The following is a 15,879-nucleotide window of genomic DNA, read 5'->3' as shown; positions in this document are numbered from 1 at the left end:
TCGAATGATTAATTTTGCAAAACCCAAAAATCTTGAGAAGAGGAGTCATTCTCTCTAAGAATGATTCTTCTTCAAAAGAAATAAATTGATTTTATAACTCTCAACCAAAAATCAATTTACACACTTTAGTGAATACTACCTAGGCAAGTTGACTTTCAAGACATACAATTGGCTAAGTCTTTTGGTGCGTCAGATGAGGAAATTCATGATACCGTATTAGTAGCCTCTGCGTTTTGTATGTTTAATCGCTATGTAGATGGCTTAGGTACTACTCCAGCCCAGGTGGATGAGTATGCAGCTATGGGTAAAAGAATGACTCAGGGTTATAAAATGTCCAGATGATATTAGAATCAACCTTTTGATTTATCAATTCTGATAATCGATTGACAATCTATAAAGTCTTGTTCTTTATTGCTCGCAATAAGTATTGTTCTATTATTACTTAGTTTTTCTAGAAGGCTAGCATAGAGCTCAAATCCTTTCATGTCTAAAGTTTCGGTAGGTTCATCTAGGAGAATAACGTCGCCATGTGTGAAAAAGGCAAGAGCCAGTTTGACACGCTGTAACATGCCAGAAGAAAATTGTCGGATAGGGAGATTTATAGGAAGATGAAAGTAGGAATTGATTTCATCATTGCTTACATCAAAATTTCTTTTTTTCATTGAGAAATGAAAATTCAAGAGTTCATAAAAACTCAAATCGCTTGGCAAATCTATATATGGTGCAATGAAATTGATATGTTGGTAGACAGAATCTACAGCAATAATTTTTCCATCACTTAAATAGTGAACTTGACCTGCGTTAGGTGTGGTAAATCCTGCTATGATTTTTAGCAATGTAGATTTGCCAGATCCATTGTGTCCAGCTATTCCATATCTTTTACCGCTTTCAAATTCTGTTGACAGATTTTGAAAAATTACTTTGTTTTGGTAAGTTTTTTGAATTGCTTTTAGACGAATTTGCATGCTTGGAATAGTTGTCAGTTGTCAGTTTTTTAAGTTCTCAGTCAAAAGTGCAAAATAAAAATCCGTCTGACGGCTAGAGCCTAATAGCTAAAGTTTAATTAAGATCCATTCTTCCTAAATCCCTTCAATACCCCAATTTTAGAAGCATTGACAAAGCTGACAATTAAATCTCTTTCTGCAGTCGGAGGTATCTCTGCTTCGATCATTTCTATACCTTTAGATATATTAGAGTTACGAACAAATAGAATTCGATAAACATCAAAAATGTGATTAATTGTATCTTGAGAGAAGCCTCTGCGTTTTAACCCTACACTATTCACGCCATGATATGATGCTGGCATCCTTGCTGCTTTGACAAAAGGTGGTATATCTTTATTGATAGAAATACCTCCGGAGATATAACTATGAGCACCTATACGGGTAAATTGTTGGATATTAACGTTGCCACCGAGAATAGCCCAGTCCTCTACAATGACATGTCCACCGAGGTTACAAGAGTTTGCTATAATGACATTATCTCCTACTATAGTGTCGTGGCCAAGGTGAACGTAAGCCATAATAAGGCAATTATGTCCAATTTTAGTGGTGTTAGCATAGGTAGTGCCTCTATTGATGGTCACACATTCTCTGATAACACAATTATCTCCTATTTCAGCTGTCGTTTTTTCGTTTTTATATTTGAGGTCTTGAGGTATGCCCGATATGACAGCTCCAGGGAAAATTTTGCAGTTTTTGCCTATTCTCGCTCCATCCATGATAGTAACATGAGAGCCTATCCAGGTTCCTTCGCCTATTTCGACATCGCCGTATATGGTTGTGAACGGGTCTATGGTTGCAGTTTCTGCTATTTTGGCATTCGGGTGAATGTAGGATAATGGCTGCAGCATGGGCGTTATTTTTGTCTTTTAATTATTGTTGCCATCATTTCCGCTTCCGTGGCTATTTGGTTTCCGATAAATATAGTGCCTTTCATCTCTACAATTCCACGCCTTATTGGTCCCATGAGTTCTACTTTCATGACTAGTGTATCACCAGGTACAACTTTGCGTTTAAATTTGGCATTATTTATCTTTAAAAAGTAGACGTCATAGTCTTTCGTATTCTCTACCGATTTTAATGCCAGCATGCCACCGCATTGCGCCATAGCTTCAATTTGAAGTACTCCTGGCATGACATGATTGTCAGGAAAATGCCCCGCAAAGAAATGTTCATTGACTGTGGCATTCTTTACTCCTACCACGTAGTTATCCGTAACTTCGATAATCTTATCTACCAATAGCATTGGAAATCGATGCGGTAAAATATTTTGAATCGCATGGATATCATAAATTGGTTCCTTATTCGGGTCATAAACAGGTGCATCTGTTTTAGATCTAGATTCTTTGATTTTTGCCTTGAGCATTTTAGCAAAGTCGGTATTGATTTTATGCCCAGGTCGAGTAGCAATGATATGTGCTTTAATAGGTGTGCCTATAAGGGATAAGTCACCTACAACATCTAGTAGCTTGTGTCTTGTAGGTTCGTTTTGGAAATGTAAATCTATATTGTTTAAATATCCTTCTGATTTTACCTCTATATCATTTCTATTGAATAATTTTGATAACTCGTCAATATCATTTTGACTTGGCATTTTATCTACTAGGACAATAGCATTATCTACACTCCCTCCTTTTATAAGACCGGCATCAAAAAGTGCTTTTAACTCATGGAAGAATACAAAAGTTCTACAAGGTGAAATTTCTTTTTCATAGTCCTCAAAATGATCTAACGAGGCGTGCTGTGGTCCTACAATTTGCGAATTATAATCAACCATAACCGTCACTTTGAAACTATCACTGGGCATGGCTATGATTTTCGAGCCTGTAGCCGGATCTTCTATAATGACATTGTGTTTTAACTGAAATAGTTCCCTTGTTTCGTCTTGTCTTAATATCTCACATTGTTTGATTAAGGTGACAAATTGAGCGGAACTACCATCTAGGATAGGCATTTCTTCGTTGTCTACACAGATCAATACGTTATCTATCTGCAAACCAGCCAATGCGGATAATATATGTTCTATTGTAATCAGTTTAACGCCATTTTTATCTAACGTGGTGCTTCGCTCTGAAGGTACTACATAGTCACAGTTAGCATCTATGATAGGCTGATCAGGCAAATCTAATCGCTGGAACTTTATACCGTGATTCGTGGCAGCAGGCTTTAGGGTAAGGGTGACTGTCTTACCGCTATGAAGACCGTGCCCACTAATAGAGCCTTCTGTTTTGATTGTCTGCTGGAAATTATTCATCCTCCTATCCGTTCAATTTCGTACAAATATATATTTTTAAAATTAAACTTAAAATTCAATTTCAAGGCCTTTCAAGTCGCCTTGCTTGATGATAAAAGATAGCTAAGAAGATATGACTATTTAGATTCCAGTTTAAGAACTCGCTCAAATAACTCCGGCAGTTTTTTTATCAAGGCTTGGGCTTTGAGCATTCTAGTATAGTCCCAGGCAGGAGAGCCTGTGACAGCAGCTCCAGTTTCTAGAGATTTAGAAACACCACTTTGGGCATTGATTCTGACTTTATCGCCTATTTGAATATGTCCTACGATTCCTGCTTGGCCACCTATCATCACCTGATCGCCAATTTTTGTGCTACCAGAGATACCTGTTTGCGCAGCGATGACCGTATTTTTCCCTATGACCACATTATGGGCTATTTGTATCAGGTTGTCTAGCTTGGTACCAGATTGAATCCGAGTAGAACCCATAGTAGCCCTATCAATAACAGTATTGGCTCCTACTTCTACATTTTCTTCAAGAACCACATTGCCGACCTGTGGTATTTTCGAGAAACTACCATCTGCGCTAGGGGCGAATCCAAAGCCATCACTGCCAATAATGACACCGGAATGCAATATGCAGTTATCTCCTATTTTACAGCCTTCATATATCTTTACTCCGGAATGGATAACAACATTTTTGCCGATGAAGACATTCTTGCCTATGAACACATGTGGAAAAATTTTACTATGATCACCAATTGAAGCATTTTCTGAAACATAGGCGAAGGATGCTATATAAACCTGATTCCCTATCTTTGCAGCTTCATGAATAAATGAGTTCGACTCTATTCCTGATTGGCTCATTTTGGTTTGGTAAAACTCTAATAGCTTAGCAGTAGCTTCATAGGGACTATCACATCTTATGAGTGTTACACTTTGGGGAACTGAATAAGCAAATTCTTGGGAAACTAAAATTACAGCCGCCTTTGTATGTTCTAAATATGGAGCGTATTTTTCATTAGCAAAAAAACATAAACTAGACTCCGAAGCCTCTTCAATTTTGCTAAATGTTGAGACTTCTTTGTTTTCATCTCCTTCTACCTTGCCTCCTATGAGTTTGGCTATATCTTTTGCTTTAAATATCATACTGGTTTATTGATAAACCAAATGTAGGTAAAAAAATATGATTCTTAACATTAAATCTTAACCATAAATTTGTTCAGTTAAATGGAATGACTTAGGTTTGCATTGTTGTAAAAAATCAACTCATGTTAGATGTCGAAATAAAGGAAAGGATTGGGTATTTAACGCTCAATCGTATTGAAAAGAAAAATGCCTTGAATTTTGAGTTTATTCGCAGAATAAAAGCTTCCTTAGACGATCTATCTCTCGATAATCGTGTGAAGTTATTAGTTATAAAATCGAATAGTGATGTTTTTTGTGCTGGGGCGGATTTAGATTATCTCATGTCATTAAAGGATAATAACTTTGAAGAGAATCTCGCTGATACCAGACATATAGCCGAGCTGTTTGATAAGATATATAATTTTCCTAAACTCACTATAGCTCAAGTAGAAGGTCATGCTATTGCAGGAGGCTGCGGGATAGCTACTGCTGCGGATTTTTGTTATGCTGTACCGGAGGCAAGATTTGGATATTCTGAGGTTAAGATTGGGTTTATTCCAGCCTTGGTCTCTACTTATTTAGTAAAAAAAATAGGAGAGTCTAAGGCAAGAGAACTTTTACTAACAGGCAAACTAGTCTCTGGTGATGAAGCTCTCAAATTTGGGTTAGTGCATGTCATTGTGCAAAAAGAACTGATTCAAGATTATGTTTATAACCTCGCGTTGCAATTGATTGAGACGACAAGTGAGACTTCTGTGCGAGAAACCAAAAAATTATTAGTAGAACTACAGGATAAACCATGGGCAAAAGCAATAGAACTGGCAACTATAGCTAATGCTAAGATGCGAGAAACAGCTGATTTTAAGAAAGGACTGAATTCTTTTATTGATAAAACAAAGTTAACTTGGTAAAGAAAATCATAGCTAATTTGTTTAACTGATGGAAAAAACAAAAAAAGTACTGATAGCTGGCGGGAGTGGCTTTGTAGGAGAGCACTTGCGCAGGCTTTTTGTTAGTCGGTATTATGAGGTATATATTCTATCTACTCAAAAACAATTATCAAAACAAGAGCATGTTCTCTATTGGGCTCCATACACGCAAGAGATAGATTTAAAGGGTATCGACAGTTTTGATATAATTATAAATCTTGCTGGAGCAGGTATAGCAGATAAATTATGGACTAAGAAGCGCAAAGAAGAGTTATTGAATAGTAGGGTAAAATCGACTGTGTTTTTAAAAGACCTTATTAATTCAGGTAAAATTAAGACAGAATTTTTAGTTCAGGCTTCTGCCATTGGGATATATGGCAATAGATCTCATGAGAAACTTTCAGAGGAGGCTTTAAAAGGAAGTGGTCGACTAGCTGATATTACAGAGAAATGGGAGTCGGCTATTCAAGGATTAAATCAGCCCTTTGCTATCGTTCGCATTGGAATTGTATTTCATCCTAGTGTGGGAGCATTTCCAAAATTAGTCATGGGTCTGCGATTTAAGTTTATGGTTATATTTGGAAACGGAAGACAGTATATTTCGTGGATAGATGTAAACGATTTATGTGAGTTAATTTATTACATTGGTACTAAAAAGACAACAGGTATATTCAATGCGGTATCTCCACAGCCTGTTCAATTTATTTATCTTCTGAAAAAATATAATCAGAAGTTTGGAGGTATATCTATTCCATTTACAGTTCCTGCTTTTCTTTTGAAGTGGATGATAGGGGAAATGAGTGAGGTCTTTCTATTTTCACAGAAGGTTTGTTCTAGAAAAATAGAACAACTTGGGTTTAGGTTTCAATCTAGCACCTTAGCACAATTTTTAAAGAATAATAAGAAAAAATTTTAAAAAAATCTTCAAATTAGTGATTTGCAGATTAGTATGGACATATACTATCTAAAAAGATTTAAACTACCCTCATATAGGCGTTGACTTTTATCTGTATAGTTTACTTTTACTATGTACTTATAGGTGTTTGTATTTTCTTTGGTTCCTCTATAGGTGCCATCCCAGCCCTTATTGATATCCGAACTTGAATATACCAATTCGCCTACCCTATTATATACGTGGACTTCGAAACCTATTACATTTTTTCCATGAATATACCAAATGTCATTTTTATTGTCACCATTTGGACTAAAAGAATTTGGGATAAAGACATCTTCTGGTTTACTGACTTCTATTAGTGTTGAAGCACTAGACTTACAGGCTTTGCCATATTGTACCTCTATGGTGAAAATTTCTGTTTTCGTTGCTATAAATTTGGGAGATAAACAATCGGTACATGATAATCCATATTTAGGATTCCAATCGTAACCTGTAATATCTTCAGAGAGCGTGTTTTCACCTAAGACTATTTTAGGGTTGATTTGATATTCATGACCTATTTCCATAGATTGGGAGGGCGCTAATTGAACTTCAAGACTTTTATCAACCTTGACCTCACTTTCAAATTCTTTTTGGCATCCAACTGAATCTTTTACAATAATAGTATAGTTGTCTTTTGCGAGATTTGTAAATGTCTTTGATAAAGAGAAATCTGTTTTATTTTTAAGTGCATAGGTGAGATTGGCATTGCTACCATTGCTGCCCAGACTTAATACTGTAATGCCTCCATTTGTTGAATTTGGACAATCTGTATTTTTAATTTTTAGAGATTCTAAAGTTATTGGATTGGGCTGTGAAATCTCAATACTATCGGATATACTGCAATTATCAGCATCCGTAATACTGATAAAATATTTACCAGCTGGTAAATTATTTAAATCAGAGTTTAGGCTTTGATTATAATTCCTCCATTGGTATGAATAAGGGGGACTTCCGCCTATAGTATTTGATTTAATCTTACCATTGGCGTATCCATGGCAATTAATTGTTTGAGAAACTTCTAGATTTGCTTTCAGTTGAGGTTTTCCTTTAATCTGAAATGTATACTCATAACTACAATTTTTTTGATCGTTAAATCTGAGATAATAAATACCTGGTTTTAAAGATTGAGAAAAAGGCAGTAGAGCATTATTCTCATCGTACCATTTCATCACTCCATATGGGAGGTTTCCTCCGCTAACGATACTGGCTACTATGCTCCCATTCTTAAATCCATAGCAGGATTCATGATTCAAAATAGAATGTAATTTAATAGTATCAGGTTCGTTTATTTGATATTGAGAAAGCCAATTGCACCCATTCTTGTCTACAATTCGAATTGGGTAGTTCCCTTTACTCAAATTATCTAAATGCAACACGGTACTCGTCGTAATGCTGGAATCGGACTTATAGTAAACCTTGAATGGACTGAAACCATTAGAAATATCTAAATGAATTTTACCAGTATTAGAACGTGGACACCTAGAATCTTCTATTAAATCAGGCTTAGCATTCAATGTATAACTATTGCTTAAAGGAAAGCTTTGAACAAAGGTACAATTATTGGCATCGCGCATTTTTAGAGTATATGGACCTGCACCTAAGTCGGTAAAGTTAGTATTGCTTGAAAAGTCTCCAAGGTTTAATGAGAAAACGTAGGGCGATAAGCCACCTTCGGGGTGATGAATAGCTATAGAACCATTAGACACACCTGCACAACTCGGATTATTAGCGATAATATTGTATTTTAGTCTATCAGGACTTTTTATAGTTACAGGATGTATTGAAGATATGCAGTTTTTAACATCTTTAGCATATACATTGACCGTGCCATTTGCTAGTCTATCTTTATAACCAACACTGGTTTCTACATGGTCAAAATAGAAAAGAAAATCACCGTGTCCTCCGACAGGCAGGACCGCTATCTTGCCTTTTGCCTCACCAAAACAAGTATTATCTGTAGTAACAATGTGGAGGTAAATGCTATCAGGCTCATCAATAACGAAACTGTAGGCTTGGTCACAAATTATATTCGACAAGTTGGTATATTTATATTGACCTTCATATGCACCTGCAGAAAGATTCATTAAAAATGAATCTGCTGATATTACTGTTGTCCACAAATATTGGCTGGGCTTGATATTCGAAGTCACTTGGATATGCCCCCGACCATTACTCCCTTTATAGCAAGTAATAGGGCTATCTACCACCCAATGTGCTGTAATTCCTGCAGGCTCAGCTATATTTATCGTATCTGTTTGTTTACAGTTATCCTTGTCTTTAACTTCAACGCTATGCTTGCCCGCTGGAATGCTGGTAATGCTATCGAAAGTAGAGCTATTACTCCATCTAAAGGTAAATGGACCATTGGTCCCTGTGACAGATACCTTGGCGGCAGCATCAGCATAGCCTTTGCAGCTAGGTGAGTAGCCAATCGTAGTTAAAGTAAAAATGGAACCTTGATTGATATAAATAGAATCTTTAGTCGGACAGAGTGAGTGAGGGGTTTGCAATTGTGCTACTAACCAAGTATCTTTAGGGTTATTGATCGTTATTGTTTTAGCGCTAGAAGAATAAGTCCCCCAGTTTATTAGCAAAGGCTTGTGATGCAATGTGGGCACCGAGAGTATTGAAGCACAGGAAAGAATGGTGTCTTTTTCAAAAATCTTATAATTGAAAACATGTAGGCCAACACGAAAACTCCTGTCAAATCCTATACCACTTGAAGTATGACATAAATCAAAGTCAAAACGAAGATTTGTTATCAGGTCATTTGTTCCTGTAAATAGGCTATTATAGGTTAATATTAATGTGTCAACGCCACCTGTACCAGTTTTTCTTACAGCAGAGACTTGAGTGCTAATATCAGTTAGTCCTTGAAAAACTTTGAACTTATTCGTTTGAATTCCAGATTCTATAGGAAATGAAAAGTTAATTGGATGCTGCTTGCCATCATTACAAATAGTTATATCATGGTTGGTAATTTTTACAGCACTTGACAATGAATTAATTTCTTTTAAATGAAATTGAGTATTTATATCAAACATCGTGAATAACCTATCCATGTTCGATTTACTAATACAAATCCATGTATCTTTTATACCTAGATTTATTTTTCTAAATTCTGATTTGACTATCGTTAACCATGAGTTTTGTTCTACAGAAGGCGTAAACTGAATCGTGTTTGGTGTGTTTATTAGGGTTGTCTCTTGCATATAAAATGGTCTTTTGTCGTTTAGCCCAGCTTTAGCTTGAGATTTTAATAAAGAATAATTCATAGTTGGTCCTGAGATGGTATAATTCAAGGCCTTAAATGGAAGAGAAGTACTATAGGATATGCTATCTCCTTCAGTGTCTGATAAAGTATATTCGATTTCTGAAAGCTTATTTTTCAGAGGAAAGTGACGCTTTGACTCATTAAATTTGAATTGCGAATTCTGATATCGCGGAACAAAGGAAGTATACAATACTAATGGTTCACTAATTATCTGGTCTATGTTGTCGCCAAAACTTCTTGAATTTTCATCAAAAAACACAACACACTCTTTGTTTGTATTCTGCACCACAATCTGAACTCTATAATATCTAACTTCTATTATCTGCCCACTAGAACCAGTACATGCACTATTGGTTGGAGTACAAGGATAGTATATATAGCTAGAGTCAAAAAGCTTGGCATTATATACACTTAAGGAATAATTTGGGCTTGGTTTTGTATTGTATTCTAATACTTTAATTAAGTACTCTGGGAAGAAGGTGCTGGACGAGTTACATAATCTTTCGACTCTTAAGGTTACTTGAAAAACGCCTCTTAGTGAATCCAAATCTACCGTTTCATAGCTTAATTGACCACCAATGAAATGATCTGCCCTCAACTCTGAAATTTGAGTGGAAACAAATAAGAATCCAGTAAAAATCAATCGCAAAAATGATTTCAATTCACACTGATTTTAATTATACCTTAAATATTTCATACATAGTGGCAAATGAATAGTTTACCATCTACAAAGATAATCGAAATAGCTAGAAATCAATAGAAAAACTAGTTAAAGGGATAGCGAATACTTTAATTCATCTGAGGGTCTATAGGAAATTTAGCCAAGTCTTTGTACTCATCCCCGAGTTGTTCTACAGCTTTTCTCCATATGATATCATCTAGGCTGTCATCATATACTAGCCCAGGATTCGAGGGTCCTATTAGCCAAGACTTCTCGTCGATTTCTCCTTGTAACTGATTTACAGACCATCCAGAATAGCCCAGATAAAATCGGATTTCCTGCCCTTGTGCAAAATCCAACTCTATCATATCTTTCAATTCTTGGATATCCCCATTCATGTAAAGCCCTTCTGCAACTTTCATAGTGTCCTTGAGATCTGGGTAGGGATGTAAGAAGAAAAGTGACTGAGTATCAACTGGACCACCCATATAGATATGATTATCTAAATGAGATAAAATAGGAACTAACTCCCCAATTTTATAGGGCATTTTTTTATTGATTATTAGGCCAAATGATCCTTCACCATTGTGCTCTATCATACAAATAACAGAACGATAAAAATAATCATCTTCTAAAAAAGGATAGCTTATCAATAAACTTCCAGGTTCTACTTTCACTATATTTGTTTTTTATTATTTGATAGAAATTATTCTTTAGTATAAAGATAAAACAAGGATTGCAATCGCTCTCTATATTTTCCTCTTGCTAGTTTTTTATTATTAGCATCTGGATAAATCCTATTGGAAAGAAAAACGAATACGAGCTCGTTAAAAGGATCTGCCCATGCACATGTACCCGTAAATCCAGTGTGCCCAAAAGTAGCAAAAGAACATAGTGGTGAGGTAGGACTAGAACCTAAATTGTCAACACTAGGCTTGTCAAAGCCCAATCCACGTCTAGAATTTGGATTTTGTTGGCTTGTAAAAAGTGCTATAGTTTCAGGTTTTATATATTGTTTACCTTTGTACCGACCACCATCAAGTAGCATTTGCATAATTTTGCCTACATCTTCTGCTTTCCCAAATAACCCGGCGTGACCACAAACCCCACCATATAGTGCACACCCTTGATCATGGACATAGCCATGGATTTGTTGAAGCCTAAATTTAAAGTCATATTCCGTAGGGACAATTCGCTCAAGTTTTATTTTTTCCGTTGGATTATAACACAATTCAAGCCCCATAGGTCTATATATCTGGGTGTATAAATATTGGTCAAGGGATAACCCTGAAGCGGTCTCTACTATCTTTTGCAGTATGTACATGCTGAGGTCAGAGTATTTATATCGTCCTTCGCCCTTACGCTCTCGATGTGTTGTTTCATACCACATGCTATCTTTGTAGTCGTCTCTAACATAAAGGTCATTGGCTACTTTTGTGGTAAAGTTGGCCTCTGAATTTGTCCTGAAATAATTGAAAAAATTGCTATCATTAAATCGCTCGAAAAATGGTATGAACGGGGTTAACCCAGCTTCATGGGTCAGGAGCTGAGCTAATGTTACATTAGAAACTGTATTAAATTCTCCAAGGGTTAAATAGTCGCCTACTCTATCAGTAATTGAAATCATACCTGCATCGTTCATTTTCATTAATGCGAGTGTTGTCCCAATAATTTTAGAGACCGAAGCCAGATCGTAAATATCTGAGTTTTTTACCTCTCTAGATTGAGTGGCATATGTGTGCTTTCCAAATGATTTTTTATAAATTTCTTTACCTTTATGCATGACATAAAGCTGCCCACCAGGAGCTACACCTTTATTTTGAATTTCCATACAGAGCGTTTCTATTCTGGCTAAGGCATCGGCTTTACTTATCTGTGTAAGATATGCTTCATCTATAAAAGCAGTATCAGCGGCTATATCTTCTTGTTTGGGTAGCGTTTTTTGAGAAATGAGATATTGGCTGCCTTCAGGAAACACACCAACAGAAACAGGTAGTTTCCCTAAAAACTTTTCGTTTAAATATAATTTTTTAAATGCAACTATCTGAACAATCTCATTATCTTCATAGGTGATAAGTACATTTTTGGCCTTTTGAAAATACTTTAATGCATAAGGATTGCCAAATAATATATGTGTAATGTTTGGCAAATTGCTTACACTTTCTATGAAGTTGATTTGACGATTTGTCAATCCAAAATTATTGGCGCTATGTTGTGATAAGTCATGGTAAGCTATAAAAACCTGCTCATAATTTTTTGTGGCTTCCAATACACTGGTATACTCTTTGTCTGAAGAATTTTTGGATAATCGTATTTGAGCCATCTCCTTAAATCCTTGCATCATATGAGCAAAATTAGTAGACTTATCAGAGAATGAAATGAGTAAAGCAGAACGTGATTTATCTAGTATTAGGGATTCAATTGTCTTCTCTTGTGATACAAAAGTAAGGGCATCTTGATAGATTCTATCTCTTAGACTTTTATTATAAGACTCATCGGGTGCATTTTCAGTAGCTAATATTTGTTCCGTTTTTAGTCTATGCTTGAATAAGAGAATTTTAAATACCCGATTATTTAAATCTTGTTCTGTTTTAGAATTCGAACTCAACATGATGTGTTGATAGATTTTTTCTATTCCAGATTCAATATTTTGCGACATGAGCAAAATATCATTTCCTGCTATATAAGCCTCTAGCTCTAGAGATCCCGGCTCTGAACTCTTAGTAGCTCCGCCCATATTGAGTGCATCTGTGTATACCAAACCTTGAAATCCCAAATCTTGTTTTAGCAACTTGGTGACGACATCGTAGGATAAAGAGGCAGTATTAACTGAATCGAGACTAGGTACTTTAAGATGGGCAATCATGGTCCCCCATACATTCTCTTCTGCCATTCTTATAAAAGGGAAGAGCTCTATATCTTCTAATTTTTCTTTTGATTTATTTATTACAGGAATATCGTGATGACTATCCACATCAGTGTCACCGTGTCCTGGAAAATGCTTAGCACAAGCCATAACATTTTCTGACTGCATACCTAGGGCGTAGTTAAGTGCCTTATTTGCCACTTTTAATTTATTTTCACCGAAGGACCTATAATTAATTACCGGATTATTAGGATTGATATTTATATCGACTACTGGAGCGAAGTTTACATGAATTCCCAATCTGCGACAATCTCTAGCTATTGCCCGTCCCATTTCATAAATTAGGCTATCATTCGCCAATGCCCCCATGGTCAATTGATAAGGAAATTTTGTAGTATTCGCTATACGCATATTGATGCCCCATTCACCATCTATAGATACTAAAAGAGGAACATCACTTGTTTTCTGAAACTCTCGAAGCCATTCGCCAGTGAGACCATAGTCACCCTTCATACAGATTAGACCTCCGACTTTATTTTTTTTAATCAGTTGCAATACTTTTTTCTTGTTGTCTTTGTTTTCAGGTTTTGGATAGACCTCTGTCATGAATAGCTGGGCTATTTTTTCTTTCGTATTTAACCTATTCATGGTTTTCAAAGCCCAGAGTGTATCCGATTTAGTGAATACCACTTGTTGACCAATGAGTATGGAGGCAGACATGAATGAGACAAAAATTAAAAACAGGATTCTAGGCATATCAGCAAAAATACTCATTGAGTGAATATATGGACTAAATACTTATCCTCTATTCACAATCCTAAGATATTTTATGTCTAGTAAAGTTTAAACATAATAACTATAAAGTTAAGAATATTCAATACTCAAAATCTAATTTCTCTATTTTTGCTCTGTTTCAAATAACCTAATCATGGGATTTAATAAAGTATATAAAACAGCAGATGAAGCTCTAGCGGGAATTCAAGATGGTATGACTCTGATGTTAGGAGGGTTCGGTTTATGCGGTATACCAGAGAATTCAATTGCTGCTTTGGTGAGAAAGGGTACGAAAAATTTGACTTGTATATCCAATAATGCGGGTGTAGATGATTTCGGACTAGGGCTACTTTTACAAACCAAGCAGATAAAAAAAATGATATCTAGTTATGTGGGAGAAAATGCAGAGTTTGAGCGGCAAATGCTGTCGGGAGAGTTAGAGGTAGAGCTTATTCCACAAGGCACCTTAGCTACTCGATGCATGGCAGCCGGCTACGGCATGCCTGCTGTATGGACTCCTGCTGGAGTAGGCACAGAGGTGGCTGAGGGAAAAGAGACGCGAGTATTCAATGGTAAGGAATATTTACTAGAATATGCTTTTGAAGCAGAGTTCGCTATTGTCAAGGCCTGGAAAGGAGATACTATGGGTAATTTAATTTATAAGTCTACTGCCAGAAATTTTAATCCTGCCATGGCTATAGGAGGCAAGATTACCATAGCAGAGGTGGAAGAATTAGTGCCCGCAGGAGAATTAGACCCTAATCAGATACACACTCCTGGGATTTACGTTCATAGAATTTTCCAAGGTGAAAAATTTGAAAAACGAATAGAGCAGCGAACGGTTAGAAAAGCAAGTTAAAAATAATCTAATCAATATTTGAAAAGGATTTTTTTCTTTGCGACCTCTATGCCTTAATAATATTTTGTGAATTCGTGGCTAAAAAGCTGAAAATCATCATTCTTGAAAATACCTATTATACCGTGCTCTCGCTGCGTATGGAGATTTTGCGACATTTTAAGAATAAAGGATATGAAGTTTACATTCTGTCCAAAGCTGAAAAAGACGATAATGGAGTTCTTGAGAAGGAAGGCTTTATCTGTCGTCCCGTAGGGACAGTCGTTTTGAATCCTTTGAAAGCCATTCAATTTTTTTATAGACTTATTGTAGAGATAAAAAAGATACAACCTGATGTCATTTTTTCATTTACCATTCGCCCCAATATCTTTGGTAGTCTGGCAGCTCGATGTTTAGGAATCCCTATTGTGAGCAATGTTACAGGCACTGGACCTTTGACTACAGACAAAGGATTTATATATCTTCTAATCCGTTTGGCCTATAAATTTGTATTTCTTAAAAACCAACGGGTCTTTTTTCAAAATCAAGATGATTTTGATTTCTTTATAAAGAATAAGTTTGTGAGAAGTGACCAAGCCAAGCTTCTCCCAGGGAGTGGTGTAGATACGGATTATTATTATCCGAGACTTAAAACAAAGAATGGCTTTAGCTTTCTCATGGTGAGTCGTCTAATAGCAGATAAAGGAGTCCGAGATTTTATTGAAGCTGCTAAAATAGTGAAGTCCAAATATCCTGAAATTCAATTTCAATTATTAGGCCCCTACTGGCAACAAAGTAGAAGTAAGAATACGATATCAGAAGTTGAAGTCAAGACCTGGGAAAAGGAGGGACTCATAAACTATCTCGGCTATACCCTTGATGTGCGTCCTTACATGGCTGAGGCAGATGCTATCGTGCTGCCATCCTATCGTGAAGGCTGCGCCAATGTGCTGATGCAAGGAGCTTCGATGGCCAAGCCGCTAATAGCGACCAATGTCACGGGTTGTAAAAATCTCATTGTTGATGGTATATCAGGTTATCTCAGTGAAGTTCGCAACCCTCATGCTTTAGCTGATTCCATGATGAAATTATATGCCTTAACAGAAAATCAAAGAATAGCAATGGGTCAAAAAGGAAGAGAAAAAATGATTAGAGAATATCAGAAAAGTGTGGTGCTGGGGGCTTATGAAATGGAGGTAGAATAGGATCATACCTATAAGGTGCTAATTTGCTAAGGTTAGT

12 protein-coding genes are annotated in these 15,879 nt (G+C 36.2%); 5 read left to right on the top strand and 7 right to left on the bottom strand.

Annotated elements, in window-relative coordinates; all coding sequences use genetic code 11:
• Positions 1 to 168 precede the first annotated feature (168 nt).
• The gene (locus JNL75_10635; protein ID MBL7790273.1) at positions 169 to 342 is read left to right on the top strand and encodes a hypothetical protein; all 174 of its coding nucleotides are present in this window, start codon (positions 169 to 171) and stop codon (positions 340 to 342) included.
• A gap of 8 nt (positions 343 to 350) precedes the next feature.
• Here JNL75_10635 and JNL75_10630 read toward each other — a convergent pair whose 3' ends face one another.
• The 4 genes from JNL75_10630 to lpxD form a co-directional block, all read right to left on the bottom strand.
• Positions 351 to 965 carry an ATP-binding cassette domain-containing protein gene (locus JNL75_10630; protein MBL7790272.1) on the bottom strand — a complete coding sequence of 205 codons (615 nt, stop codon included), beginning with the start codon at positions 963 to 965 and terminating at the stop codon, positions 351 to 353.
• A gap of 98 nt (positions 966 to 1,063) precedes the next feature.
• Positions 1,064 to 1,852 carry an acyl-ACP--UDP-N-acetylglucosamine O-acyltransferase gene (lpxA, locus tag JNL75_10625; protein ID MBL7790271.1) on the bottom strand — a complete coding sequence of 263 codons (789 nt, stop codon included), beginning with the start codon at positions 1,850 to 1,852 and terminating at the stop codon, positions 1,064 to 1,066.
• Positions 1,853 to 1,857: 5 nt separating this feature from the next.
• On the bottom strand, positions 1,858 to 3,255 hold the full coding sequence (locus JNL75_10620; GenBank protein ID MBL7790270.1) for a bifunctional UDP-3-O-[3-hydroxymyristoyl] N-acetylglucosamine deacetylase/3-hydroxyacyl-ACP dehydratase: 1,398 nt from the start codon (positions 3,253 to 3,255) through the stop codon (positions 1,858 to 1,860).
• 116 nt (positions 3,256 to 3,371) lie between these two features.
• Positions 3,372 to 4,382, bottom strand: a complete 1,011-nt coding sequence (gene lpxD / locus JNL75_10615) for a UDP-3-O-(3-hydroxymyristoyl)glucosamine N-acyltransferase (GenBank protein ID MBL7790269.1) — start codon at positions 4,380 to 4,382, stop codon at positions 3,372 to 3,374.
• A 122-nt stretch (positions 4,383 to 4,504) separates the two neighbouring features.
• Here lpxD and JNL75_10610 point away from each other — a divergent pair, with 122 nt between their 5' ends.
• Positions 4,505 to 5,272 (top strand): enoyl-CoA hydratase/isomerase family protein, encoded by a 768-nt coding sequence (locus JNL75_10610; protein MBL7790268.1) that lies wholly within the window; start codon positions 4,505 to 4,507, stop codon positions 5,270 to 5,272.
• Between the two features lie 28 nt (positions 5,273 to 5,300).
• A complete protein-coding gene (locus JNL75_10605; protein ID MBL7790267.1) occupies positions 5,301 to 6,206 on the top strand; it encodes a TIGR01777 family oxidoreductase in 906 nt (301 codons plus the stop codon).
• Positions 6,207 to 6,250: 44 nt separating this feature from the next.
• Here the strand turns inward: JNL75_10605 and JNL75_10600 are convergent, their stop codons facing one another.
• The 3 genes from JNL75_10600 to JNL75_10590 form a co-directional block, all read right to left on the bottom strand.
• Complete coding sequence (locus JNL75_10600; protein MBL7790266.1) at positions 6,251 to 10,162, bottom strand: gliding motility-associated C-terminal domain-containing protein; 3,912 nt, start codon at positions 10,160 to 10,162, stop codon at positions 6,251 to 6,253.
• Between the two features lie 128 nt (positions 10,163 to 10,290).
• Positions 10,291 to 10,839 carry a YqgE/AlgH family protein gene (locus tag JNL75_10595; protein ID MBL7790265.1) on the bottom strand — a complete coding sequence of 183 codons (549 nt, stop codon included), beginning with the start codon at positions 10,837 to 10,839 and terminating at the stop codon, positions 10,291 to 10,293.
• A 29-nt stretch (positions 10,840 to 10,868) separates the two neighbouring features.
• Positions 10,869 to 13,748: a serine hydrolase gene (locus JNL75_10590; GenBank protein ID MBL7790264.1), complete on the bottom strand. Its 2,880-nt coding sequence runs from the start codon at positions 13,746 to 13,748 to the stop codon at positions 10,869 to 10,871.
• Between the two features lie 208 nt (positions 13,749 to 13,956).
• Between JNL75_10590 and JNL75_10585 the strand changes: the two genes are divergently transcribed.
• Both JNL75_10585 and JNL75_10580 read left to right on the top strand, forming a co-directional pair.
• The gene (locus tag JNL75_10585; GenBank protein ID MBL7790263.1) at positions 13,957 to 14,661 is read left to right on the top strand and encodes a CoA transferase subunit A; all 705 of its coding nucleotides are present in this window, start codon (positions 13,957 to 13,959) and stop codon (positions 14,659 to 14,661) included.
• 74 nt (positions 14,662 to 14,735) lie between these two features.
• Entirely contained in the window at positions 14,736 to 15,842 is a 1,107-nt protein-coding gene (locus JNL75_10580; GenBank protein MBL7790262.1) for a glycosyltransferase family 4 protein, read from the top strand.
• Positions 15,843 to 15,879: the final 37 nt, after the last annotated feature.

It is taken from the genome of Chitinophagales bacterium (assembly GCA_016787225.1).
Classification (GTDB): Bacteria; Bacteroidota; Bacteroidia; order Chitinophagales; family JADJOU01; genus CHPMRC01.
The sequence above is the reverse complement of the archived record's forward strand: the minus strand, read 5'-3'. Positions and strand labels throughout refer to the sequence as shown.

What these genes read in the sequence shown, in the direction of transcription:
- JNL75_10630 (MBL7790272.1), bottom strand. Translation starts at nt 965, where the DNA reads ATGCAAATTCGTCTAAAAGCAATTCAAAAAACTTACCAAAACAAAGTA.
- lpxA (MBL7790271.1), bottom strand. Translation starts at nt 1,852, where the DNA reads ATGCTGCAGCCATTATCCTACATTCACCCGAATGCCAAAATAGCAGAA.
- JNL75_10620 (MBL7790270.1), bottom strand. Translation starts at nt 3,255, where the DNA reads ATGAATAATTTCCAGCAGACAATCAAAACAGAAGGCTCTATTAGTGGG.
- lpxD (MBL7790269.1), bottom strand. Translation starts at nt 4,382, where the DNA reads ATGATATTTAAAGCAAAAGATATAGCCAAACTCATAGGAGGCAAGGTA.
- JNL75_10610 (MBL7790268.1), top strand. Translation starts at nt 4,505, where the DNA reads ATGTTAGATGTCGAAATAAAGGAAAGGATTGGGTATTTAACGCTCAAT.
- JNL75_10605 (MBL7790267.1), top strand. Translation starts at nt 5,301, where the DNA reads ATGGAAAAAACAAAAAAAGTACTGATAGCTGGCGGGAGTGGCTTTGTA.
- JNL75_10590 (MBL7790264.1), bottom strand. Translation starts at nt 13,748, where the DNA reads ATGTCTGCCTCCATACTCATTGGTCAACAAGTGGTATTCACTAAATCG.
- JNL75_10585 (MBL7790263.1), top strand. Translation starts at nt 13,957, where the DNA reads ATGGGATTTAATAAAGTATATAAAACAGCAGATGAAGCTCTAGCGGGA.